We start from the raw sequence: 22,811 nt of genomic DNA on the forward strand, positions 1-22,811 counted from the left end.
GGTAATGTTCAGCAGTGTGGTAGCGGATCCTCGAGCCGATGGCAGCGAATTCCATCAGGATGGCGAGGAGGCGTTGACTCCCAGGCAAGCGGCAGCGGCGATCTTCTCGAGCCGACTGTCGGAGCTGATCGCGGAGTCGGTGGTCTCGACCGATGACGGGTCCACGCGGTCGCTCACCCTCTATTCGCTGGCGCAGCACCTGGAGCTGGCGTATCCGGATGTCCCGGTCTCCCAGTCGGGGCTGTACCGGCTCATCCACGGTGACGCGATCCCGCGGCTCGATCTGATCATCGCCCTCGCTCGCGTATTCGATGTTCCCCCCGAATACTTCGTGACCGAGGAGAAGAAGTCCTGACCGTGTCCGGCGCGGTGCACTGTTCCCGTCACCGGGAATAACCGCGAACCGCGGTGTGGCTCGGGCGCATACGATCCCGTCCATGTCCGGCGCGGATCCAGGCGACGTATTTCTCCATCATCGAGTCGCCATCCTGGATGCTCTGCTCGCGGATCCCGCGTTCGCGTCATCCGGCGCGGGTGCGGATCCGGAGTTCGGCGACGCCGCCACCGGTTGGTCGGCGGCGATGCCGGGGCCCGACTCGATGCCGTCCGGCCCGCAGGTCCGGCGGCGCGCGGCCGGGCCGAAGGCGAGTGACCGGATCAACGCGCTGCTGAACGGGCATGCGACCGAGGCGGATCCGCCCGCGGACTTCTCCTCGGAGTTCGCCGAGGCGGTGACCAGGAACACCGAGGCCACAGGCAGCAAATCCGAAGCGCCACCGGCCGCCGAGCGGCCGGACCGCAAAAGCGCACCGGATCTGCTGACGCGCCTGAAGCAGCCCAAAGTCGCTTTGGCGATCGCCGGTGTCTGTGTGGTCCTGCTGGTGTTGGTATTGGTCCTCACCGGTGGCGAGGACCAGAAACCGCAGGACCGGGTGCTGGTCATCACCGCGACACCCACCGCGGCGGCCACGGCGCCGCCAACATCCGCCGCGCCCGTCGCCAAAACCCTGCAGGTGCAGTCCGCGGTGGCCAACTGCCCGCCCGGAAGTACCGCCGGAATGGATGCTTTCGGTGGCCAGCAGGGCAAGGCGTGGTCCTGCGTACGGGCATACAAGATCGACGGCCAGATCCTCACCATCGACCTCGGTAAGAGTCAGCAGATCGACTCGATCGGCATCGTGCCCGGCTGGGACCACATAGATGCGGACGGGCAGGATCAGTGGACCAAATACCGGACGGTCAGGCGGGTTTCGTACCAATTCGACGACAGCGCCGCGACCACCTACACCCAGCAGACCATGGACCAGCGCACCCTGGTGGTCACCAAGATCGATCCCCCGGTGACCGCCTCCAAGATCGTGCTGACGGTCCTGGAGTCCAAGGGCGCCCCCTCGATCAACACCACGGCGATCTCCTCGATCGTGATCACCGGGCGGTGAGGACCGCGGTGTCCGGTTTGATCTGCCAGTACTGCTCGCACCGCAATTCCAGTGCCGACCCGCGCTGCAACCATTGCGGTGCGCCGCTGGTCAAGGCGTTGGAAAAGGCCGTGGAACTCGGTACCGCGGTGGCGACGGGTGGTGCGGCGACGGTCGCGAGCGCGGTGGCGGGTGTCGAGGCGATCGAGTCGGCGGCCAAGGGCGCCGAAAACCCCTCCGGCGGTAAGGCTCCGATCTGGCAGTGGCGCGCGGTGGGGATGATCATCGTGGTGCTGTCCGTCTTGGGCATCGTGGTGGCGCGTTCCTGTGCACTACACCTGCCGTCGGTGGCGGAGGTATCCGGCGCCCAGGTGCTGCCCGAGCGATTGCGCACCGCCGCCAGCTGTCAGCGGATGGACCCCGTACAGGAGGTCGACAAATGCGTGATCGCCGGAAATGATCCGATGCTCTGGGGTGGGATCACGGCGGGTCGGGAGCTGACGTTCTATTTCCAGGTGTCCGCGTCGGACCGGCTGACCGAGACCATCGCTCGCTGGCGCGCGGCGGGCGGGGTCATCGTCACCGATTCCTGGGTCTTCGCGGCGGTCGGGCCGTCGGCAACCGTGTTGTACGCGAATACCCGCACCGGGCTGCGCATCGAGACGGGAACGTTCGCTGGTGTCTCGGGGGCGCAGACCTTCTTGACGCGCTCGGGCCTGACTCGGTGAAGCCGCCGGTCCGGGTGGTGACCTGTTTAATGTGCCGCTATACAATGGCACATTAAACAGGTAGTGTTTATGGACCGTACGCGGTACGGACTCAGATCTCCGGAAGGCACGGGCCGATGGCGGCACCCACTCAGCAAATGATCTCCTCGAAGCGGTTCCACACCGATCCGACCGATTTGGCCTCGGCCTACTTCCGGTGGATCCAACCGGGCGCGACCGCGCCGACGATCACCGATCGCGCCGAACAGATCTTCCGGCACCATCGGGAGCTCGCGGCGATCCGGCGGCCCGGCTCGGCGACCACCCGGGTGTATCGGCCCGCGGACGGCAGCGGTCTCGGTGCGGCCGTCCAGATCGTGAACGATGATATGCCGCTGCTGGTCGATTCGGTGACCGCCGCTCTGCGCCGGCTCGGCGCGACCGTCACCGAGGTGGTGCACCCGGTCTTCGACGTGGTGCGGGACGAGGGCGGCGCCCTGCGCGCCATCGCGCCGACCATCGGTGAGGACCCCGGCGAACGCCGGAAGCCGGTGGACGGCGGCAGTTTCGCGGAATCCTGGATGCACGTGCAGCTGGGGTCGGAGGTGCGCGAGGAGGTGCTGGACCGGATAGAGCAGGCGCTGGCGCCGCTGCTCGGCGATCTGCGCCAAGTCGCCGACGACACCGCGGCGATGGTGGCGGCCATGGGCGAGGTGGCCGAACGGCTCGACCGGGGTGCGGCCCGGACCTCGGACCCCGAACTGACCGAATGCTCGAAGCTGTTGCGCTGGCTGGCCGACGGGCACTTCACCGTGCTCGGCTCCGGGTACTACCGATTCCGCCGATCCGGTCCGACGCCCGAGGCCGAACTCGAACAGTGGCAGGTGCCCGGCACCGGGCTCGGTGTGCTGCGCACCGGATCGCGCGCCGGGCTCAGCGTTCCGGTGCAGGGCGTCAAACGACCGGTGCTGCGCATGTTCCACGGATCGCTCGATTCGCTCATCTCGGGCTCGCGGGACCTCTACTTCGTCAGCGTCGCGGATTACGGCAGCGATGATCCCGACGGTACGGACCCCTCCGGTGACACCGTCGCCCTGGTCAAGGGCGAACGGGTCTTCGTCGGCACCTTCACGGTGACCGGCCTGCACGAGAACATCCTCGATATCCCGGTCATCTCCAGCCGGGTGCACCAGGTCATCGAATGGGCGGGCTTCGGGCTCAATTCGTTCTCCGGCCAGGCGATGCTGGAGATGATGCAGTCCTTCCCGAGGGTGGAGCTGTTCTCCACCGATGCCCGGCGCCTGTTCGAAACCGTCTCCGCCGTCATGAATTCGGTGCTGCGGCGCCAGGTTCGCCTGTTCATCCGCCAGGATGCGCGCAGTGGCGCGGTCTACTGCCTGGTCTATCTGCCGCGCGATCGCTACTCCACCGAGGTTCGAACGCGCATGAGCGATGTCCTGCGCGCCGAATTCGGCGGTGAGCAGATCGCGTACTCGGCCAGGGCCACCGAATCGGAGTCGGCGGTCGTCTATTTCACGGTGCACCGCAGCCCCGACGCGGGTCCGGTGGACAGCTCCGAGGCCAACCGCGAGCGCGTCCAGGAATTGCTCTTCGCCGCCACTCGGACCTGGGCCGACCGTTTGGTGGCCGCGGCCGGGCTGACCACGGTGCCGCAGGCGGTCGCGCAGGAGTACGCGGCGGCATTCCCGGCGAGCTACCAGCAGGAGCACGATCCGGACGGCGCGCTCGCCGATCTGCAACGGCTGGAACGGCTGGGCGAAGGCGCCATTGATACGAATCTGTACCGCAATCCCGAATCACCGTCGGGCGATTGGCGATTCACACTCTATGTGGCCGGCGACGGCATCTCGCTGAGCCGGGTGCTTCCGATGCTGCACAGTCTCGGCGTCGAAGTGGTCGACGAGCGTCCCTACCGGATCGTGCGGGCGGGCGGCGCGCAGCGCTGGATCTACGACTTCGGCGTGCGGGTTCCCGCGGCGCTGCTGCGGGATGCGTTCGACCCGGACCTGGAGGCGGACCTCACCCGCTCCGAATTCGAGCCGGGTGCCGACGGCGGGCTGCGAAGGCGCTTCGCGGAGTGCGTCGCGGCCATGTGGTTCGGCCGCGCGGAGGTCGATGGACTCAACGAGCTGGTGCTGCGCGCGGGACTGCATTGGCGCCAGATCGCCATGTTGCGCGCCTACGCGAAGTACCTGCAGCAGGCCGGGTTCGCGTACACACTCGGCAATATCACCCGCGTGCTGCTGACCCACCCGATGCTGTCGCGGTCGTTCACCGAATTGTTCGACGCCCATTTCGATCCGGACGCGACGGGTCCGCAGGCCGCCGGACGGGCGAGCGAGATCGCCGCGCGGCTGCGGGCGGAGATCGATGCGGTGGTCAGTCTGGATACCGATCGGATTCTGCGCGCCGTGCTCGGCCTGATCACCGCGACTCTGCGCACGAATTACTACCGACGCGATCGCGACGGTGCGGCTCCCGCCTACCTGTCGTTCAAGTTCGATCCCCAGGTCATCACCGAATTGCCCAGGCCGAGGCCGCAATTCGAGATCTTTGTGTATTCGCCGCGGGTGGAGGGCGTGCATCTGAGGTTCGGTCCGGTGGCGCGTGGCGGGTTGCGTTGGTCGGACCGGCTCGAAGATTTCCGTACCGAGGTGCTGGGCTTGGTGAAGGCGCAGGCGGTGAAGAACGCGGTGATCGTGCCGGTCGGCGCGAAGGGTGGGTTCGTGGTGAAGCAGCCGCCCGCCGCCACGGGTGATCCGGTGGTCGATCGGCAGGCGATGCTGGCCGAAGGTGTGGCCTGCTATCGGACCTTCATCTCCGGTCTGCTGGATCTCACCGACAATGTCGACCACGCGACCGGTGCGGTGCTGCCACCCGATCGAGTGGTGCGCCGCGATGACGACGACACCTACCTGGTGGTGGCCGCGGATAAAGGCACCGCGACCTTCTCCGATATCGCCAATGATGTCGCGCACCAGTACGGCTTCTGGCTCGGTGATGCCTTCGCCTCCGGCGGCTCGGTGGGCTATGACCACAAGGCGATGGGCATCACCGCGAAGGGCGCGTGGGAGAGCGTGAAGCGCCACTTCCGCGAGCTCGAGATCGACACCCAGGCCCAGGATTTCACGGTCGTCGGCGTCGGCGATATGAGTGGTGACGTCTTCGGCAACGGCATGTTGCTCTCCGAGCACATCCGTCTGGTCGCGGCCTTCGACCACCGGCATATCTTCCTGGATCCGAATCCCGATGCCGCGCGTTCCTTCGCCGAGCGGGCACGGATGTTCGCACTGCCGCGTTCCTCGTGGGCCGACTACGATTCCACGCTGATCAGCACCGGCGGTGGCGTCTACGACAGGTCCGCCAAGGCCATTCCCGTCACGCCGGAGGTGCGGGCGGCACTGGGCCTGGGGCCCGAGGTGACCAGGCTCGCGCCGCCGGAGATGATCAAGGCGATCCTGCTGGCTCCGGTGGACCTGCTCTGGAACGGTGGCATCGGCACCTACGTCAAGGCGGCCTTCGAAACCCACGGCGATGTCGGCGACAAATCCAATGACGCGGTGCGCGTCGATGCGGATCGGTTGCGCGTCAAGGTGATCGGCGAGGGCGGCAATCTGGGTGTGACGGCGCTCGGACGGGTCGAGTACTGCCGGGCGGGCGGCCGGATGAATACCGACGCGCTCGACAATTCGGCGGGTGTGGACTGCTCCGATCACGAGGTCAATATCAAGGTACTGCTCGACGCCGTGATCTCCGGTGGCGAACTCGCCGCGGCCGAGCGCAACTCGCTGCTGGCGGAGATGACCGATGAGGTCTCCGATCTGGTGTTGCGCGACAATATCTCGCAGAACTTCCGCATGGGCCTGTCGCGCGCCGAATCGGTCGCCATGGCGGGGGTGCATCGGCGGCTGCTCACCGATCTGGAATCCCGCTACGGTGTGGATCGTGAGCTGGAGGCGCTGCCCTCCGACGACGAACTGGCCCGGCGCATGGCCCAGGGCGGTGGGCTCACCTCCGCGGAGCTGGCGAATCTGCTCGCACACGTGAAGCTTTCGATCAAAGCGGATCTGCTGGCCGGTGATCTCCCGGACGGCGCGGCCTTCGCTGCCGCACTGCACCGCTACTTCCCGGCGCCGCTGCGCGAGCGGTTCGCGGGGGCGATCCGGCGCCATCCGCTGCGGCGCGAGATCATCGCTACCGCGGTGGTGAACGACGTGGTCGATCACGGCGGAATCACCTTCGCCTTCCGGTTGGCCGAGGAGGCGGGCGCCACCACCGACGATGCGGTCCGCGCCTATACCGCCGCGGTCGAGATCTTCGATCTGCACACCCTGTGGGATCGCATCCGGACCACTCCGATGGCGACGGCGGCGCGTAACGAACTGGAGTTGGAGACCAAGCGCACCCTCGACCGGGCCTGCCGGTGGCTGCTGGCGAACCGCCCGCAGCCCATCGCGATCGGCGCCGATATCGCCCGGTACCGGCACGGCCTGCGCGCCCTCGCCACATATGTGCCGTCCTGGCTGCCGAGGGGACTGGCCGACGAACTGCGCACGCGCTCACAGGGTGCGATCGAGCGTGGCGCGCCAGCGGCGCTGGCCGAGGAGGTATTCCGGCTCATCCATCACTTCCCGCTGTTGGACGTGCTCGATATCGCCGACATCTGCGAGCGGGACGCCGATGAGGTCGCCGCCCTGCACTACGCGCTCAACGGGCATTTCGAGATCGAACGGCTGCTGGCGGCGGTCGGCAGGCTGGAGCGCGGCGACCGGTGGCGCACACTGGCCAGGCTGGCGGTCCGCGACGATCTGTACGACTCGCTGCGCTCGCTGACCGTCGATGTGCTGACGGCCACCGAGCCGCACGAGAGCGCCGCCGAGAAGATCGCCTACTGGGAGTCGAGTAACCGTTCCCGGCTGGCCCGTGCGGGCGCCGCCCTGGACGAGATCTTCGCCTCCGGCACCCACGATCTGGCTACCTTGTCGGTCGCCGCCCGCCAGGTGCGCAGCATGGTGAGCGGTGCGGAGACCACCGCGACCGCGGCGGTGGTCGCGGGGTAGGGCGGTCCCCGGCTTCTCCGGCGCGGTATCGCACGACCGTACCGGAGAAGCCGGATCCGTTGCCGAGCAGCTTTTTTCGAGGTGTGCCGATCAGGTGCGAGCTACCGGGGTACCGCAATCTCCGCAGAACTTCGCCGTGCTCGCCAGCTCCGCGTCGCAGGTCTCGCACTGTCGCGGCGGACCGAGCGGATCGCCGCAGTTCATACAGAAGCGAGCCCCCGCCGGATTGGCGGTATCGCAATTCGAGCACGGCGTCGCGGCCGCCTCGACCGGGGCCGGTCGCTGATTCCAGGGCGTGGCGTGCGGTTGTAGCGCGTTGAATCCCAGTGCCGCACCGAGGAATCCGCCCTCACCCCCGCCACCGTGGGCAAGACCCTGGCCCGCGCCGATCGCCATCTCGCCGATCGCGTAGCGCTGGAAATCTCCGGCCAGCCGGATATAGGTGACATCCTTGGCCAGTCGCTTCAGTCGTTCGGCGTCCTCGGGGGCCAATGTGATGTCGACATTGCCCATTCGGGGGATGCGCAGGCCGTACTCGTAGAGCGCGATATTGGTCTGCCGCAGCACCGCGGCCTCGATCGCACCGAGCTGGGCCGACAGCCCGAGCACCTTCCATTCTCCCTCTGAAATACCCTGGGCGACAGCGACCTTCATGGACTTGAGCAAGAGGTCGGAGCACCAGGATTGCACCCGGGCCGGATCGGCCAGGTCGGTGCTGCCCGCCAGCGAGGTGAGCAGCTGCGCCGGATCGCGCACCGCGAGCGCGAACTCGCCGAAGGCGCGCAACGTGACCACCTGTTCGCTGTCCGGATCGACGATATCGGCGAGGCGCCCACCGAATTTGATGCCGGGGAACTCCCCCGCCGAGACGAAGTACAGCTCGGCGCGGTAGTAGTTGCCGCCGGTGACGGTATCGACGAGGGCGCCGAGGATCGGCAGTTCGTCCGCGTCGATCCGGTGCTTGCCCGGGCCGAGGGCGGCGACCACCCGTCCGGTCTTGATGAACAACGCGGTCTCGTCGACATTGACGATGACCCGGCTGTAGCGGCGGATGTTGACATCCGGCCACTTGAAGACCAGCTGATTCTTGCGGTCTTCCGGGACGGCGATGAACTCGCGCTCGAACCATGCCATGCGTTGCTCCCTCAGCTGAATTTCCCGTCGAGCGTACCGATGTATAACGGCACGATCAATCGGCTTCGTCCCTGCTCATCGCGACAATCGCTGTGGGTCAACGGTTTCCGTGATGTTACAGGTTTCTGTTCACTATTGATCGTGCCGCTATCTAGCGGTACATTAGCCATCGATATGATCGCCGTCACGTGAAAGGCCCTCACCATGACCACAGTTCGACCTCCCTCGCAGGTGCAGGCGCCGCCGGACGCGCTGCAGGACGAGGATGCGGGTTACCACAAGGCGCTACGCCCCCGTCAGCTGCAGATGATCGCGATCGGCGGCGCCATCGGCACCGGTCTGTTCCTCGGCGCCGGCGGCAGGCTGGCCAGCGCCGGACCCGGGTTGTTCCTGGTGTATGCCGTCTGTGGTGTGTTCGTATTCTTCATCCTGCGGGCGCTCGGCGAACTGGTGCTGCATCGCCCGTCCTCGGGTTCCTTCGTCTCCTACGCCCGTGAGTTCTACGGTGAGAAGCTGGCTTTCGGCGTCGGCTGGATGTACTTCTTCCACTGGTGCATGGTCGGGATCGTAGATATCACCGCCATCGCGACCTATGTCCATTACTGGGGAGCGTTCGAGGCGATACCGCAGTGGCTGATCGCGCTGGTCGCGCTCGCCCTGGTCGTCAGCATCAATATGGTGTCGGTGAAGTGGTTCGGCGAACTCGAGTTCTGGGCCGCGCTGATCAAGGTCGCCGCGCTGGTCACCTTCCTGATCGTCGGCACGATCTTCCTCGGGGGCCGGTTCAAGATCGAGGGTCAGAGCACCGGTCTCAACGTCATCGGCGATAGCGGCGGCCTGTTCCCGAGCGGAATTCTGCCGCTGGTGCTGGTCACCACGGGCGTCGTCTTCGCCTACGCCGCGGTCGAATTGGTCGGCACGGCGGCGGGTGAGGCGGAGAACCCGGAGAAGATCATGCCGCGGGCCATCAATTCGGTCATCGCCCGGATCGCGCTGTTCTACGTCGGCTCATTGGTGCTGCTCGGACTGCTGCTGCCCTACACCGCGTTCAAGTCGGGCGTCAGCCCCTTCGTGACCTTCTTCTCCAAGCTCGGCGTGGACGGCGCGGGCTCGGTGATGAACCTCGTCGTGTTGACCGCGGCGTTCTCCAGCCTGAACGCGGGCCTGTATTCGACCGGCCGGATCCTGCGCTCGATGTCGATCAACGGCAGTGCGCCCGCGGCGGCCGCCAGGATGTCCAGCACCGGGGTGCCCTACGTCGGCATCCTCGCCACCGGCGCCGTCGCGCTGCTCGGCGTCGGCCTCAACGCGATGGTCCCGGAGAAGGCGTTCGAGATCGTGCTGAACATGTCCGCGCTGGGCACCATCACCTCGTGGGGCGCGATCGTGCTCTGCCAGCTGTCGCTGTACCACCGGTGGCGTCGCGGCGAGATGGAGCGCCCGTCGTTCCGCCTGATGGGTGCGCCGTACACCAGCTACGCGACGCTGGTCTTCCTGGTCGGCGTGGTAGTGCTGATGGCCTTCAGCGACGACGAGGTGCAGCGCGGCGCGGTGATCGCCACCGGACTGATCATGGCGCCTGCGCTGGTCGGTGGCTGGTACCTGGTGCGCAGGCGGGTGCTGCGCATCGCCGAGATCCGGCAGGGGCACACCGGTCAATTCCCGGTGGTGGCCGAACGGCCGCTGCAGACCCGTGTTGCCAACGGGGCCGTGGTGGTCCTCGAGAAGCAGGACGACGAGTAACACGGCAAGACCGGCCATGCCCCGGGCGATATCGCCTGGGGCACAGCCATTCCCAAAGCAGGGAACAACGCGTGCGCACAACGACAGGCGGCGGACCAGAATGAGGCCCCAATTCACGAGTGGGTTTGAGAGGTTCGTATGCCGGAGCACTCCAGCGCATCCGACCATCCGCTGCCGCATCCCTGGGCGAAGCGGCGCACGCCGCACCCCTGGGCGACCCGGCGCGGCACCAGAGTCGAGCCCTCCCAGCGCTTCCTACATCCGTGGTCGGTGCCGCGCGTCCGCGACGGGGGGTTGTCCCCGCTGATGTCGCCCACCGATCCGCCCGCTGTCGCCGAGCCCGGCCCCGACACCCGATCAGCGCCCGCTCTGCAACCGGATCCCGCGGCCGATCTGTCCCCGATCCCCGACGATCCCGATCCGTACACCGAGGGCGAACTCGATCCGCTGCTGGCGGCCGCGCTGGAACTGGAACTCGCGGAGGAATTGGCGGGCGAACGCGACCCCCGCCTGGAGGCCGCGCTGGAAGCGGAGCTCGAGGAGGAATCCGACCCGGAACTCGACGGGGACCTCAGCTCCGGCCGCAGTATCCGCTCGCGTCCGAGCGTGCGCAGGCTCGGTGCGGGTCTGGTGGCGATGCCGCGGGTGACGCCGATCGATCCGGCGAGCGCCGTGCTGGAAAACCCGGAAGTGCCCGAATACAAACGCTTCTGCTGGAAATGTGAGGAGCCGGTCGGCCGCAAGACCGCCGCCGGGCCGGGTCCGGTGGCCGGTGAATGCGCGCGCTGCGGTTCGCCGTTCAACTTCCGGCCCGCACTCCAGCCCGGCGAGCTGGTCGCGGGCCAGTACGAGGTGCAGGGATGTCTGGCCCACGGCGGACTCGGCTGGATCTATCTCGCCATCGACCGCAATGTCAGCGACCGCTGGGTGGTGCTGAAGGGGCTGCAGAACCCGCTCGACTTCGAGGCCCATGTGGTCGCGCTCGCCGAACGTCAATTCCTTTCCGAAGTGGCGTATTCCGGTGTCGTCAAGATCTACAACTTCGTCAAGCACCGGTCCGCGCGCGAGACGCCGGACGGCTACATCGTGATGGAGTATGTCGGCGGGCGTTCGCTGAAGAAGATGCTCGATCAGCGCGCGCCGGGACGGATGCCGGTCGCCGAGGCGATCGCGTACATGATGGAAGTCCTTCCGGCACTGGACTATCTGCACTCGTTCGGACTGGCCTACAACGACCTCAAACCGGACAACATCATGGTGACCGGGGACGAGGTCAAACTCATCGATCTGGGTGCGGTGGCGGCCATGGAGTCCTACGGCAGTATCTACGGCACGCCCGGATTCCAGGCGCCGGAGATCACCGATACCGGACCGACGGTGGCCTCCGATATCTACACCGTCGGAAGGACATTGGCGGCGCTCACGCTCGAACTGCCGCGCGACCGCGGCGGTCATACCCGGCACGGAATCCCCACACCGGATGAGCAGCCGCTGCTGCACCGCTACCCGGCGTTGTACCGGCTGCTGCTGCGCGCCACCGACCAGGACCCGGCGCGCCGGTTTCCCTCCGCCTACTCGATGTACTGCCAGCTCGCCGGCGTCCTGCGCATGGTGCTCGCGCTGGACACCGGTCGCGAACATCCTCAGGTGTCGGTCGAGTTCGGTTCGCTGCGAGGGGATTTCGGAATCGAGACGCTCATCGGACAGACCGACGGGATGGTCGACGGCCGGCACCGCATGCCGACGGTCGATGCGTCCTGCGTGGCCGCGGCGCTGCCGACGCCGCTGATCGATAGCGCCGATCCCAGTGTCGACCTGCTCACCACGCTGCTGCACGGCGATCCGCGGCGCGCATTGGATGCGTTGCAGCGGGCCGACGAGCGGGTCAGAGCGGGCACCATCAGCGCACCGGACACCTTCGAACTGGAGGGGACGCTGACCGCGGTGCGCGCACATCTCGATCTCGGCGAACTGGTCCCCGCCCGGAAGCGGCTCGCCGAATTACATCCCCGCTACGAGGGCGACTGGCGCATCGAGTGGTACTCGGGCGTCGCCGCACTGCTGGACGCCCATTACGAACATGCCTATCGGCACTTCGACCGGGTGCACACCATGTTGCCCGGCGAGCTCGCCCCGGCGCTGGCCCTGGCCGCCACCGCTGAGCTGGTGCTGCAACATCTGGACAGCCCCGCCGATCCGGAGCGCTGGCATCGTGCCGCGGCGGAGTACTACCGAACAGTGTGGCGGACCAACCACGGCGTGGTGAGCGCGGCCTTCGGGCTGTCGCGCCGTCTCGCGGCCGACGGGGAGTCCCGCGCGGCCGTGGCGGTTCTCGATCAGGTGCCCGCGGTCTCGCGCTACCACGGCGTGGCCTACCTGACCGGCTGCCTGCTGCTGGTATCCAGGCCGATCGCCGATATCACCGAGGCGGATCTGCGGGAGGCGGCGGCGCGGTCGGCGGCCATGGCGGAGGAGCCGCGCGCGCTGCAACTGCGTGTCATCGTGGTGGGGGCGGCGCTGGCCTGGCTGCGCACCGGCGGTCGATCGGCGGTGGGGGACCCCACCCTGTTCGGCTTCCCGGTCACCCCGTCGGGGTTGCAGCGTGGGCTGGAGTCGAGTTTGCGCGCGCTGGCGCGCACCGCACCCGACCGGCTGCACCGCTACCGGCTGGTGGATCTGGCCAACCAGCTGCGGCCGCGCACCTGGTGGTAGCCACTCAGCCCGCGCGGCGGCCGATGACGAGGATGACCGGGACGGCGGCGAGCACGCACAGCCACAACCATTCGCGCGAGGCCACCGCGAGGGTGAGCGCGAGCGCCCCGGTGATCACCGCGAATACCGCGTGCGGGCTCCAGGCGCGCGTCACCTGGATCGGCGGGGTCGGTATCGCACCGGGCAGATCGGCGAAGAGTTCGGCCAGTTCCACCCTCGTATCGGCGATCGCGGCCTTGGCGCTGCGTTCGTGGAACTCGATCACGTCCAGACGGCCCGCACCGAGATGTTGCGACAGTTCGCGCAGCGCACGTTCGCGATCCGCGACACTCACCCGGGAGTCCGGCAGGTTGGCCATATCCGAAGGATAGGTCCGGGTCGGCGCGGCGGTTCGGAAGCCGAATTCCCATGTGCGGGAAGCTCATAGGCTGACCTGCAAATCGGAAAACACCCACAAGGAGTTCCGCATGCCCCGTGTGATCCAACACTACGGCCCGGTTGCCGAAGCCTGGGACTGGCAGCTGCACGGATCCTGTCGCGGGGTGGATTCGGCGGTGTTCTTCCACCCGGAGGGGGAGCGAGGCCGGGCCAGGACCGCGCGCATCCAGCGCGCCAAATCCTTCTGCCACGACTGTCAGGTGCTCGCTCAGTGCCGTACCTACGCGCTCGGAGTCAGCGAACTCTACGGTGTCTGGGGCGGCATGTCGGAGGAGGAACGGCGCAGGATCGCGCTACGCCGCGACAGTCACCGTGTGAGCGCTTGACCTACCGGCATCCGATCCGTCATTCAGGCACACCGCGAGCGCCCGCTGACCCTCCGTCAAGGTTTCGGTGTGGTTTCCTTGATGTATGGCTGCGGGTGTTGAATACACGATCGACGAGCTGGCGCGCGAGGCCGGTACGACCGTGCGCAGCCTGCGGGTCTACCACGAGCGAGGTGTGCTGCCTCCGCCGCAGGTCAAGGGTCGGACCGGCTTCTACGGGCCGGACCACCTCAATCGCGTACGGACCATCAGCAGGTTGCTCGATCGCGGGATCAAGTTGAACGGGATCAAAGAGCTGCTCAACGCGTGGGATCGCGGCGACGACCTCGGCGATATCCTGGGCGTCGGCGATCTGGGCGCACCGCCTGCCACGACCGCCCCGACCGATACCATCGCCGCGACCGAACTGGCGGAGCGCTACCGAGAGGTGCCCAACGGCCTGGCCCGGGTCGTCGCCGCCGGTCTGTACGAGCCCATCGACGCCGCGACCTACCGCATCGCCGATCAGCAGCTGATCCGGATGGTCGACCAATTGGCGGCGGCCGGGGTACCCGACGACGACGTCCTCCGCGAGCTGGAGAAGCTGCGTGTCGATTGTGACCGGCTGGCGCGTCGATACGTCGACCTGTTCCATCGCACGGCCTGGCAGTCGTTTCAGGAGTCGGAGCGCAGCTCCGCGGATCTGGCCGAGCTCACCGAGCGCCTCGCCATCACCCGGGTGATCCCGGGGCAGCTGACCGCCGAGCTGGTCAATCGGATGGTCGGCAAGTACCTCGAGCACGACTCCGAACTCATCGAGGCGTTGCCCGGGATCTGATCGAGCGCCGGGGCGTATTCCCACCCCTGGCAAGTCGACTACCTACTTAGGTATGGTCCGCGCGCACCTACCGATGCGCGGCGGCGTTGTGGCCGCACACAATCTCACAATCGCACGGAGCAGCGGATGAGGTTTGTGTATGGGAAGCGTGACATTGTGGATGCAGATGTCGCTCGACGGATTTGCGGAGGGTCCGGATCAAGAGATCCACTGGCCGGTGGTGGACGAGGAGCTCTGCGAATCGTTCCTGGATGAGCTACGCGCGGCCGATCTGTTCATCTACGGGCGCAAAACCTATGAGATCATGGCCTCCTTCTGGCCGACCGCCGATGCGGATCCGGCGATCTCACCCTTCTATGTCGATTTCGCCCGCTGCTGGAAGAGCACCCCCAAGCTGGTCTTTTCGCGCACCCTGCGCGGCGCGGACTGGAACACCAGGGTGGTTTCGGACAATCTGGTCGAGGAGATCACGGCGCTGCGGGACCGTCCCGGTTGTGACATGGTCCTGTTCGGTGGTGCGGAGACCGCCTCCGCGTTCATGAAGCACGAATTGATCGATGAGTACCGGTTATTCGTGCATCCGTTGGTGCTCGGTAGCGGCGTTCCGCTGTTTCCCGCCCCGGTCGACGCGTCCGGACTGGAACTCGTCGACGTGATGACCTTCGACAGCGCGGTCGTTCAGGTGCACTACCAGCAGGTATGAAATCGCCAGGGGCGCAGCGAGGTCCATGGCGTCATTGGAACATCGGCGTCGGGTCATCGGGATGTAACCACTGATTGCCCAGCGGGTTACCGGTTCGTCGGCTAACTTTGGTTTGCATGTCCGCGGTACCGGTACCGGGTGTGTCGTCACCCGCTTCGACCAGTGAATTCATCGGTAGACAAGCGGAATTGGAGCGCCTCGACGCCCTGCTGTCCGGGACCGCGCGGCTCATCACTCTGGTGGGGCCGGGCGGAATCGGCAAGACCCGCCTCGCCGCCGAGGCGCTGCGGCATGCGCACCGTGTCCAGCACCGGCCGGTCTATTGGGCGCGCCTGGCCGAACTCGGAGCCGATACCGGCGTGGATGATCTGGTCCAGTCGGTGGTCCGCACCGATGTCCCTTGGCGGTCTGCGCGCGATGTGAACCTGGGCGGCATCACCGGCGCCAACCTCCAAGCGGACCGGTGGATCCTGGTATTGGACAACTGTGAACACGTGCTGACCGGCATCGGCGCGGTGATCGCGCAGTTGCTCGACAGCGCCCCGGGGTTGACCATCCTGGCGACCACCAGGGAGCCGATCGGCTGGTACGACGAGTACATCCTGATGGTGCCGCCGCTCTCGCCTCGGCAGGGGCTGGAACTGTTCCGGCAGCGCGCCGAACTCACCGGTCGGCCGATGGCCGAGGATCCGGGCACGCTCGACCTCGCCGCCGAGATCTGCAAGCACGTCGACCACAACCCGCTGTTCATCCGGTTGGCGGCGGCACGGCTACGGCATCGGTCACCGGCCATGTTGCTGCGCGAACTCACCGGCGACGCCGACGACAAACGGCTGCGCTGGTCACACGGCGCCACGGTGGGCGCCGAGGCACGGCACCGCGGTGTGTACGACGTCATCGCCTGGTCGTTCGCGCTGTGCGGCGCCGGTGAGCGAATGCTGCTCGAGCGGCTGTCGGTATTCGCCGCCGGATACGAGACCGTCGGTGAGGAATCCCTGTGCAACGGTGTCGATCTCAACGCCGTCATCGCGGTCTGCGCGGACGACGAACTGCCCGCCGCCGAGATCGAGCAGTTGCTGGATCGGCTGGTGGAACGGTCGCTGTTGTCGACGCATATCACCGCCACCGAGGTGCGGTGGTATCTGGTGGAGAGTCTGCGCGTCTTCGCCAGGGGGCAGCTGGAGCTGCGCGGTCCGGATCGGGTAGCGGTGACGTTACATCGTCACCACCGCTACTACCGGGACAAAGTCCTTGCCGGACAGTCGATCTGGTACGGCCCACGGGAACAGGAATGGATGGACTGGGCCTGGTGCGCCTGGGACAACCTGCTGATCGCGATCGAGACCGGCCTCTCGGATCCGGACGACGCGGTGCTGGCGCTGGAGACGATCACCATGCTGTTGCCCATGTGGATCCCCTTCGTCAAATGCGGTGGTCACGCCGTCACCCGGCTCATCACACTGGGGCTGGCGGCGGTCCGCGACATGGATCCGGTGCCCGTCGAGCTCTGCATCCGTGCGCAGACGCTGCTGTGCTGGATTTCGATGTGGAAGGGCCGCACCGACGACGCCGTACGCCAACTCGACGACTGCGTCGCGACCTGGCTGCCCGAGTTCGGCCCGGACTGGCGCGACACCCTCGGGACCGATAGCGGTCTGCCCGCGCCCGTGGAATGGGCATGGGGTTTCGAACTGCTGCTGGTCGGCCAGGATTCGGGCGCGATCGCCGTACTCGACCGCGCCCGTCGCAAGTACGTCGACATCGGTGATCGCATCGGCACGGAGCGCGCGGGCATATTCCACGCGCTGGCGTCGGCGATCCTCGGCGAACCCGGTGCGGCACTGCATCACACCGAACGGCATCTGCGACGCGCGATGTCCTCGGGCTCTGACCTGCTGGCGTCCTGGTCGGCGGTCGCGCGCGCCATCGCGCTGGCCAAATACGACCGGCCCGCCGCGGCGCTCACGACAACGCACGCCATGTTGACCGACCATGTCGCCGAGGGCGACACCTGGACGGTGAGCTGGGCGGTGATGGCCCGGGTGGTGGCATTGGGGCAGGTCCTCGCCGAGCCCGCCGCGGCGGGCGAGGACGACCCGCAGGTGGTAGGCGTCGAGATCGCGCGCCTGGTGGGTGCTTTCCAGACCTCACACCGTGCGATGGGCACCGGGATCGATCGGGTTCCGATGATCGCCGAGGAGATCCGCAGGACCGTCGAGATTTCCACCGCGGTCATCGGTGCGCGCAGGTACGCGGTGGCGGCGGCTGAGGGCGCCGCACTGCGGCCGGAATTCGACGAGTTGCGGTGCTATCTGCTGGGAACGTTATCGCCCGAACGGCGTCCGCCCGATCCGCCATCCGCCGATCCGCCGTCCTCGCGCTGGCGCGAACTGTCCAACGCCGAATGTGAAGTGGCCGTACTCGTGGCCGCGGGCTGGCCCAACAGCGCCATCGCCGCCCGGCGCCGCAGCTCGATTCGCACCGTCGACGCCCAGGTCGCGGCCATCCGGCAGAAGCTGGCGGTGGCGACCCGCACCGCCATCGTGGACCACGTCCCCGCCGAGCTCACCGCACTGATTCGCGAGGAATCCGAGCGGCGGCCGGGGCGCTCCACCCGAAAGATCCAGCAGCGGAAGGTGATACCCGTCGGCCGCATCGACAGTGTCGGGTGACGCGGATGTCCGAAGTGCAGCTCTGCGGCAGCGCGCTGCCCGCCGCGGGCGGTGAATTCGTTGGCAGACAAGCCGAATTGAGGCGACTCGAGCGATTGCTGTCCGCGGTGGAGAACCGGCTCATCACCCTGACCGGGCCGGGCGGCATCGGCAAGACCACGCTGGCCGCCGAGGCGGTGCGCCGGTACCGCCCCAGCGGGCCGCGCGCGGTCTATTGGGTACGACTGGCCCGGCTGGCGCCCGGCTCCGCGACCGGCATCGTCGCGGAACAGATGGTGCAGTCGGTCGCGAAGGCCGATGTCGCGGGCCGCCCGGCCTGGGCGGGACTGATCGATACCTTCACCGGCGATGGTCCGGGCGCGCAGCGGACGCTGCTGGTGCTGGACAACTGCGAGCATGTGCTCGCGGGATTGGGGCCACTCGTCATCGATCTGCTGAACGCGGTGCCGGGCTTGACCATCCTCGCCACCAGCCGGGAACCGGTGGGGTGGATCGACGAGCACATCGTCGGTGTGCCGCCGCTACCGCTCGGCCAGGCGCTGGAGTTGTTCCGGCGCCGCGCCGAGCTCACCGGGCGGCCGGTACCGGAGGATCCTGCGCAGCTTGCCATCGTCGAGCAAATCTGCGGGCATGTGGACAACAATCCGCTGTTCATCCGCCTGGCCGCGGCGCGATTGCGGCATCGCCCGCCCGCCATCGTGCTGCGCGAACTCACCGGCGACGGCGACGACAAACGCATGGAGTGGTCACACGGCGCGCGGGTGGGCGCGGAGGAGCGTCACCGTAGCGTGCGTGACGTGATCGGCTGGTCCTACGGGCTGTGTACCGACGCCGAACAGTTGCTGTTGGATCGGATGTCGGTATTCGCGGTCGGTTTCGACACCGAGGGCGACGAAACCCGGGGCAGCGGTGTCGATGTGGATGCCGTCATGGCGATCTGCGGTAATCCACCGGGCTCGGAGCAGGTCGAGGGGCTGCTGGAGCGGTTGGTGGAGCGATCGCTGGTGTCGGCGCGTATCACCGCCACCGCCGTGCGGTACTACCTGCACGAGAGCGTCCGGGTTTTCGCCAGGGATCGGCTCGGCCGCCGCGGCGACGGTGTGGACGAGGCCCAGCTGCGGGCTCGGCATCGGCGCTACTACCGGGACAAGGTCGTAGCCGGACAGGCTCTCTGGTACGGACCGCGGGAAAGGGAATGGCTGGACTGGGCGCGGGCGTCCTGGGACAACATCCTGACCGGCATCGAGACCAGCTTGACCGAGCCCACCGAGGCCGTTATCGGCTTGCAGACCGCCACGTTGCTGATGTCGCTGCGCGTCCCGTACGTCACCGGTTCCAACCGGGCGGTCATGTGCCTGATCGAACAGGCATTGGAGGCGACTCGCTGCCTCGTGCTGCCACCGACCCGGTTGCGGATCGACGCCAGGACCATGGTCGGGTGGATCGCGCTGTGGCAGGGCCGATGGACCTATACCGCGCAGTTGCTCGACGAATGCGCCGCCATCTGGATCGCCGATCCGGCGCTGCGCCGGAATTGGCGGGGGACCGCCCGGATCGATATCGGCCTGCCCGCGCCGATGGAGTTCACCTGGGGCCTGGAACTGCTGCTGATCCATCTGGATCCGCGGTCGATCGACGTATTGGCTCGCGCGCGACGGAAATTCGCCGTATCCGGGGATCTGGCGGGGGAGCAGCACAGCGAGTTGTTCGAGGCGCTCGCCTGCTCGGCGCTGGGTGATGCGGAACAGGCTTTGAGCACCAACCGGCGTCATGTCGACCGTGCTGTCACCTCGGATGCCGCGTGGGCGGTCTCCTGGGCGGAGCTCGCATGGGTACTCGCGCAGGCGATTCACGGTGATGCGGCCGAGGCGATACGAACCGCGCGCGCATCGCTGGAGCGCCTGCTCGCCGCGGGGGACGCGTGGACCGCCGGGTGGCTGATCCACTTCATGATGCTGGCATTCGCCCGTCTGCTCGCCGACCGGCTGGCCGCGGGCGACAGTGATCCCGCCGAATGCGCCGCGCAGGCGCGCCATATCGCCCATCTGCAGGGCGGTCTCGCCACATTGCATCGGTCGATCGGCATCACCTCGGACAAGGTGACACTGGCGCAGAATCAGGCCGCGCAGGCCATCGAGGTCGCCACCTCGGTTCTCGGTGCCGAGGTCTATGCCGCCGCGGCGCGGAAGGGGGCCGGGTTACGTCCGGAATTCGGTGAGCTGCAACGGTTTACGCTGGGTTTGTGCACCGTGGATGAGTTGCCGGGTGGTCCGCCCGATGCTCGGGCGACGGCGTCGCGGTGGCCGGAACTCTCGCGTGCCGAGCGCGATGTCGCGGTGCTGGCGGCGGCGGGTTGGGCCAACAGCGCCATTGCCGCGCGCCGGGGTAGTTCTGTTCGCACGGTCGACGCACAGGTCGCCTCGGTGCTGCGGAAGTTGGTGGTGGCTACCCGGGCGGACATCATCTGGCAGGTCCCCGACGAACTCGAGGCCCGGGTTCAATTCGAATCCCAGCGTCGGCCGACCCGTTCCGGGGCCGCTCGCGGCGTGCGCGATACCGAGGTGGTCTGGGAGTTGTCGGCGCGCTGACGTCGCGGTGTGTGGTCAGCGCGTGGTGTCTCGACTCGGTGGTGGCCGGACACCACGCGCTGCCCGCGGTGCGCGCAACTGGGTCACTTCTGGTCGTGGCCGTACACCCGGGGGCGGCTCTCGTAGGTGGACCCCCGCCGGGAACCCGCGTTGCTCACGCCTTCCCGATCCTCGACCTTCCGGTTCTCCGACACCCGGTCGCTGCCGTAGCGGTTGTTGCGCGAACCGAGGCCGCTGCCGTAGGAGCCGTGGCCGTTGGGGCCGCTGCCGTGGCTCGACGAGCCGTTACCCGACGACGAGCTGTGCGGGCCCGCCGCCGCGAGCTGCGGCGCGATGGTGGCCGGAACCAGCGCGAGTGCGCCCGCGATCATGGTGGTGGCGACGAGTTTCTTCGTCATGGTGTGCTCCATTCGCGTTGCCCGCTCCGGACGGGAGCAAGCTCTAACTTGAATTAACGTACCGCTATATAACGGTACGTTGATCAGTGTGCCACCTATCTACGAGTTGAGCATTCCCGCTGATGGGAAGTCGAGGGGACGGCCATTGCCGAGTCGACGCGGTCCGGTCGACCGGGCCGAGTAAGCTGACGGCTCCACATCACCTCGGGAAAGAGACCATGTCGCAGTTCGAGAACGTCAGCGTGACGAAGAAGGCCAACGTGTACTTCGACGGCAAGTGCGTCAGCCACAGCATCCAGCTGTCCGACGGCACCTCGAAGTCGGTGGGCGTGATCCTGCCGTCCGCGCTCACGTTCAACACCGGCGCGCCGGAGATCATGGAGCTGATCGAGGGCGAGTGCAAGGTCACCCTCCCCGGCGCCACCGAGGCCGTGACGTACCGCGGCGGCGAATCCTTCAGCGTACCGGGGGACAGCTCATTCGATATCGAAGTGATCGAGACCCTGCACTACGTCTGCCACTTCGGCTGAATCGTCACTCGCCGCCCGGCCGGGCCCGCCGGATCGGCGCGGAAACGGCATCCGGACGCGTCCGGATGCGACGTGCGGTGATCGGTCGGCCCGCGAGCATGCGGGCGAACAGCCGGGCGAAGCGCAGGTGGCCCTTCGCCTCCCGCTTGGTCCAGGCCACCGACCACACCGTCGCGGTGCCGGCGGGCGCGAGGTCGCGTCCGCCGAAACGGTCGGCCAGCCAGTTCATGGTGACCGGGGTCCCGATGTAGAGCAGTGGCATATGCAGGCTGAGCCGGTCGCGCAGGTAGTGCACATAGGCGCCGCCGCTCCGGTAGCGGTCCACATGTTGGTCCACATCGTCGACGGCGATGAGTTCGTCGTTGACGCCTTGGAGGACGAATAGCGGCATCGCGGGCGCCTGCCCGCCCGGCCGGATATCGTCCAGTACCCGCTGTAACTCCGGCTGGGCCAGTAGTTCGGCGAAGGTGGAGTTGCTGTAGCGGTCGATGTTTTTACCCGCGAAGCGGGATACCAGCGACAGCGTGGTGCGCGACTCGGCATCCGCGAGCAGGTCGTGGAACTCGGGCTTGGCGTGCGCGGACAGGACGCGCTCCAGCTCCGGGTAGGCCCGGCGTAGCGCGGCCACGCATACCGTCGAAAAGCCGGACAGCAGTGAGCCGTTCAGCCGGACGAATGCCGAGGCCGGATCGCCGACCGGTGAGCCGGCCACCGCGCCGACGATATCGAGTTCCGGTGCGTACCCGGCCGCCAGTTCGGCGGTCCAGGCGGTGGCGAGCCCGCCGCCCGAATAACCCCAGAGCCCCACCTGGGTCGCGCTGCTCAGCCCGAGCGGCTGGAAGCTCAGCGCGGCGCGAATCGCGTCCAGTGCGCGATAGCCGGGCTCGCGCGCCACCCCGAAATGTCCGCCCATCCCGCCGTGGTCGGGGACCGATACCGCCCACCCGCGGGCCAGAGCTTCGGCGATGACCGGCAGCTCCAGCTGCGGAATCGCGCCGAGGGCGCGGGCGCCGCGGCGCAGCGAATAGGAAGGGAAGCACTTCGAGCTGACGCCATCGATCGCGCACTGGAACGAGACCAGCGGCCGGGAGTCGGTGGGGGCCGTGCCCCATGGCAGCAGTACGGTCGTCACCGCGGCGTCGGCGACACCGTTCAGGTCATTGGTTCGGTAGAGCAGCTGCCACGCCGAGATCTTCTGCGGCACCCGGCCGAACAATGCCAGGTCGACCGTGCGGGTGCGCAGTACGGTGCCTGGTGCGAATCGGGCGAAGCCGGTGGGTGGGAGGTAGAACCGATCGTGTTCGGGCAGACGCGGATCGCCGGCATCGGGGAATATCTCGGCCACCGGCTGGAACGACCCGGACTCGGTGTGCACGCTCATTCCTGTCCATCCTTTCGCACCGTGCTCCGCATGTGGTGCGTCGGCTACGGCAAATGACGACGGGCCGGAAAAGTGGCCGTGAGCGTCGATTTCAACTTAGCAATCAGGGGCCGTTTAATTAATTGTGTCCGAACACAATTGGATCGTTGATATTTCTGCTACC

Annotated in this window: 16 protein-coding genes; 12 read left to right on the forward strand and 4 right to left on the reverse strand. The window is 67.4% G+C overall.

Going from position 1 to position 22,811, the window contains the following annotated elements; all coding sequences use genetic code 11:
* Window positions 1-4 precede the first annotated feature (4 nt).
* The 4 genes from AB0H61_RS29800 (at window position 5) to AB0H61_RS29815 (ending at window position 7,206) form a co-directional block, all read left to right on the forward strand.
* The gene (locus tag AB0H61_RS29800; protein ID WP_357310901.1) at window positions 5-355 is read left to right on the forward strand and encodes a helix-turn-helix transcriptional regulator; all 351 of its coding nucleotides are present in this window, start codon (window positions 5-7) and stop codon (window positions 353-355) included.
* An 82-nt stretch (window positions 356-437) separates the two neighbouring features.
* Entirely contained in the window at window positions 438-1,439 is a 1,002-nt protein-coding gene (locus tag AB0H61_RS29805) for a discoidin domain-containing protein (protein ID WP_357310903.1), read from the forward strand.
* Between the two features lie 8 nt (window positions 1,440-1,447).
* Window positions 1,448-2,146, forward strand: a complete 699-nt coding sequence (locus AB0H61_RS29810) for a hypothetical protein (RefSeq protein WP_357310905.1) — start codon at window positions 1,448-1,450, stop codon at window positions 2,144-2,146.
* Between the two features lie 116 nt (window positions 2,147-2,262).
* Entirely contained in the window at window positions 2,263-7,206 is a 4,944-nt protein-coding gene (locus AB0H61_RS29815; RefSeq protein WP_357310907.1) for an NAD-glutamate dehydrogenase, read from the forward strand.
* A 90-nt stretch (window positions 7,207-7,296) separates the two neighbouring features.
* Here AB0H61_RS29815 and AB0H61_RS29820 read toward each other — a convergent pair whose 3' ends face one another.
* Window positions 7,297-8,340, reverse strand: a complete 1,044-nt coding sequence (locus AB0H61_RS29820) for an SPFH domain-containing protein (protein WP_357310909.1) — start codon at window positions 8,338-8,340, stop codon at window positions 7,297-7,299.
* 204 nt (window positions 8,341-8,544) lie between these two features.
* On the opposite strand from AB0H61_RS29820, the gene AB0H61_RS29825 reads away from it, so the two are divergent.
* Window positions 8,545-10,083, forward strand: coding sequence for an amino acid permease (locus tag AB0H61_RS29825; protein WP_357310911.1), 1,539 nt, complete (start codon window positions 8,545-8,547; stop codon window positions 10,081-10,083).
* 138 nt (window positions 10,084-10,221) lie between these two features.
* The gene (locus tag AB0H61_RS29830) at window positions 10,222-12,795 is read left to right on the forward strand and encodes a tetratricopeptide repeat protein (protein ID WP_357310913.1); all 2,574 of its coding nucleotides are present in this window, start codon (window positions 10,222-10,224) and stop codon (window positions 12,793-12,795) included.
* 4 nt (window positions 12,796-12,799) lie between these two features.
* Here AB0H61_RS29830 and AB0H61_RS29835 read toward each other — a convergent pair whose 3' ends face one another.
* On the reverse strand, window positions 12,800-13,153 hold the full coding sequence (locus AB0H61_RS29835; protein ID WP_357310915.1) for a DUF1707 domain-containing protein: 354 nt from the start codon (window positions 13,151-13,153) through the stop codon (window positions 12,800-12,802).
* A 109-nt stretch (window positions 13,154-13,262) separates the two neighbouring features.
* Here AB0H61_RS29835 and AB0H61_RS29840 point away from each other — a divergent pair, with 109 nt between their 5' ends.
* From AB0H61_RS29840 to AB0H61_RS29860, 5 genes are all read left to right on the forward strand, one after another.
* Window positions 13,263-13,559: a WhiB family transcriptional regulator gene (locus AB0H61_RS29840; protein ID WP_357310917.1), complete on the forward strand. Its 297-nt coding sequence runs from the start codon at window positions 13,263-13,265 to the stop codon at window positions 13,557-13,559.
* 85 nt (window positions 13,560-13,644) lie between these two features.
* Window positions 13,645-14,376, forward strand: a complete 732-nt coding sequence (locus tag AB0H61_RS29845) for a MerR family transcriptional regulator (protein WP_357310919.1) — start codon at window positions 13,645-13,647, stop codon at window positions 14,374-14,376.
* A gap of 139 nt (window positions 14,377-14,515) precedes the next feature.
* Window positions 14,516-15,079: a dihydrofolate reductase family protein gene (locus AB0H61_RS29850; protein ID WP_357310920.1), complete on the forward strand. Its 564-nt coding sequence runs from the start codon at window positions 14,516-14,518 to the stop codon at window positions 15,077-15,079.
* A 116-nt stretch (window positions 15,080-15,195) separates the two neighbouring features.
* Complete coding sequence (locus AB0H61_RS29855) at window positions 15,196-17,751, forward strand: AAA family ATPase (protein ID WP_357310922.1); 2,556 nt, start codon at window positions 15,196-15,198, stop codon at window positions 17,749-17,751.
* Between the two features lie 5 nt (window positions 17,752-17,756).
* Window positions 17,757-20,339 (forward strand): AAA family ATPase, encoded by a 2,583-nt coding sequence (locus AB0H61_RS29860; protein ID WP_357310924.1) that lies wholly within the window; start codon window positions 17,757-17,759, stop codon window positions 20,337-20,339.
* 83 nt (window positions 20,340-20,422) lie between these two features.
* Here the strand turns inward: AB0H61_RS29860 and AB0H61_RS29865 are convergent, their stop codons facing one another.
* Entirely contained in the window at window positions 20,423-20,737 is a 315-nt protein-coding gene (locus AB0H61_RS29865) for a hypothetical protein (protein ID WP_357310926.1), read from the reverse strand.
* A 218-nt stretch (window positions 20,738-20,955) separates the two neighbouring features.
* Here AB0H61_RS29865 and AB0H61_RS29870 point away from each other — a divergent pair, with 218 nt between their 5' ends.
* Entirely contained in the window at window positions 20,956-21,267 is a 312-nt protein-coding gene (locus AB0H61_RS29870) for a pyrimidine/purine nucleoside phosphorylase (protein ID WP_357310928.1), read from the forward strand.
* Between the two features lie 4 nt (window positions 21,268-21,271).
* Here AB0H61_RS29870 and AB0H61_RS29875 read toward each other — a convergent pair whose 3' ends face one another.
* Window positions 21,272-22,648, reverse strand: coding sequence for a lipase family protein (locus tag AB0H61_RS29875; protein ID WP_357310930.1), 1,377 nt, complete (start codon window positions 22,646-22,648; stop codon window positions 21,272-21,274).
* Window positions 22,649-22,811 lie beyond the last annotated feature (163 nt).

The organism is Nocardia sp. NPDC050710 (assembly GCF_040654375.1).
GTDB lineage: Bacteria > Actinomycetota > Actinomycetes > Mycobacteriales > Mycobacteriaceae > Nocardia.

Bases quoted from the DNA above. Each gene is read 5' to 3' on its own strand.
- AB0H61_RS29800 (WP_357310901.1), top strand. From the start codon at position 5: ATGTTCAGCAGTGTGGTAGCGGATCCTCGAGCCGATGGCAGCGAATTC.
- AB0H61_RS29805 (WP_357310903.1), top strand. From the start codon at position 438: ATGTCCGGCGCGGATCCAGGCGACGTATTTCTCCATCATCGAGTCGCC.
- AB0H61_RS29815 (WP_357310907.1), top strand. From the start codon at position 2,263: ATGGCGGCACCCACTCAGCAAATGATCTCCTCGAAGCGGTTCCACACC.
- AB0H61_RS29820 (WP_357310909.1), bottom strand. From the start codon at position 8,340: ATGGCATGGTTCGAGCGCGAGTTCATCGCCGTCCCGGAAGACCGCAAG.
- AB0H61_RS29825 (WP_357310911.1), top strand. From the start codon at position 8,545: ATGACCACAGTTCGACCTCCCTCGCAGGTGCAGGCGCCGCCGGACGCG.
- AB0H61_RS29830 (WP_357310913.1), top strand. From the start codon at position 10,222: ATGCCGGAGCACTCCAGCGCATCCGACCATCCGCTGCCGCATCCCTGG.
- AB0H61_RS29835 (WP_357310915.1), bottom strand. From the start codon at position 13,153: ATGGCCAACCTGCCGGACTCCCGGGTGAGTGTCGCGGATCGCGAACGT.
- AB0H61_RS29840 (WP_357310917.1), top strand. From the start codon at position 13,263: ATGCCCCGTGTGATCCAACACTACGGCCCGGTTGCCGAAGCCTGGGAC.
- AB0H61_RS29845 (WP_357310919.1), top strand. From the start codon at position 13,645: ATGGCTGCGGGTGTTGAATACACGATCGACGAGCTGGCGCGCGAGGCC.
- AB0H61_RS29850 (WP_357310920.1), top strand. From the start codon at position 14,516: ATGGGAAGCGTGACATTGTGGATGCAGATGTCGCTCGACGGATTTGCG.
- AB0H61_RS29855 (WP_357310922.1), top strand. From the start codon at position 15,196: ATGTCCGCGGTACCGGTACCGGGTGTGTCGTCACCCGCTTCGACCAGT.
- AB0H61_RS29860 (WP_357310924.1), top strand. From the start codon at position 17,757: ATGTCCGAAGTGCAGCTCTGCGGCAGCGCGCTGCCCGCCGCGGGCGGT.
- AB0H61_RS29865 (WP_357310926.1), bottom strand. From the start codon at position 20,737: ATGACGAAGAAACTCGTCGCCACCACCATGATCGCGGGCGCACTCGCG.
- AB0H61_RS29870 (WP_357310928.1), top strand. From the start codon at position 20,956: ATGTCGCAGTTCGAGAACGTCAGCGTGACGAAGAAGGCCAACGTGTAC.
- AB0H61_RS29875 (WP_357310930.1), bottom strand. From the start codon at position 22,648: ATGAGCGTGCACACCGAGTCCGGGTCGTTCCAGCCGGTGGCCGAGATA.